Source organism: Psychrobacter sp. T6-1 (assembly GCF_052258445.1).
The window spans coordinates 1-1,183 of sequence record NZ_JBQQFC010000507.1; the positions used below are offsets into that span (position 1 = coordinate 1).

The following is a 1,183-nucleotide window of genomic DNA, read 5'->3' on the forward strand; positions in this document are numbered from 1 at the left end:
TTGCTATCGAAAAACACCGTAACGTTATGGAAGGATCAAGTCATCAAGGTATGAGCGCCGTCGTTCAGTATGTCGCGCGCAAAAAGGACTGATTTTATACTGCTATGATTATCTTGAATATTTTTTAAACAAAAGGGTAAGACCATGCTGCCATCCTCAACCTCTGCTGATACGCTCCCATCTAATAATGAAAATCCAAGTAAACAAAACAAGCGTACTAGGCTAGCAAGCAAAAAAGCATGGCTATTCGTTCCAGCCACAAGAATGGATCGCGTGCCCAAAGCCTTTGCTAGCAGCGCCGATGCGGTCATTGTGGATCTAGAGGATACCGTAGCTGTAGTGGACAAAGTCAAAGCTCGTAATGATCTACAGACCTACCATGACAGCGCTGATTATCAACCCGTGTGGGTGCGTATCAATAGTGCAAACAGTCATGAATTTACCAAGGACTTGGCATGCTGTCAGCAATTGCCAAACCTAGCCGGTATCCTCTTATCAAAGGCAGAAAACGCTGCAGATATAGAGCAGGTATACAAGGTCACTGGACTATCAGTCATTGCGCTGATAGAGACGGCAAAGGGCCTACATAATCTCGATGCTATGGCAAAAGTATCAGGCCTATTAGCGTTAAGCTACGGATTTTTGGATCTTTGTAATGACCTACAAGTGCAAGTGGGCACGCAGGCCGCTGATATTGTCGCTAATCAGATTCGCTATAATCTGCTACTAGCGTCCGCCGTGCATCAGCTAGCTGCGCCTATCGATACTATATATCCAGATTTTAACGATGATAATGGTCTACGCGATCGTGTCCAGCTTTGGTCACACATGGGGCTATCCGGAATGCTCTGTATTCATCCCAAACAAGTCGCTGTCGTCAAACAAGCCTTGCAGCCCAGCGCTGATGACATTGCGTTTGCTAAAAAGGTCGTTGAGGCGTACGAGCATAGCGGACAAGCGGTATTTAAGGTAGATGGCAATATGATCGACGCTCCTGTCATTAAGCGTTGTCAGCAACTGCTTATGCAAATCAACGTAGAGTAGGGCTATGTTTTATCAAATAATACATAGTGTTAAGTAAGAGAAAATTTCAGATCACCATACGCGAAAACTTGTTTTGATATTCTTTTGGCGTCAGCTGGGTCGCTCGTTTAAACAAACGGGTAAAGGAGGAGATATCGCT

The 1,183-nt window shown here is 44.9% G+C and carries 1 protein-coding gene; it reads left to right on the forward strand.

Translation table 11 applies throughout. The annotated features are described in order from the left end of the window. Nucleotides 1-144: 144 nt before the first annotated feature. Nucleotides 145-1,044, forward strand: coding sequence for an HpcH/HpaI aldolase/citrate lyase family protein (locus tag ACTXGO_RS14165; RefSeq protein WP_443574964.1), 900 nt, complete (start codon nt 145-147; stop codon nt 1,042-1,044). The last annotated feature ends 139 nt before the right edge of the window (nt 1,045-1,183 follow it).

Bases quoted from the DNA above. Each gene is read 5' to 3' on its own strand.
- ACTXGO_RS14165 (WP_443574964.1), top strand. From the start codon at position 145: ATGCTGCCATCCTCAACCTCTGCTGATACGCTCCCATCTAATAATGAA.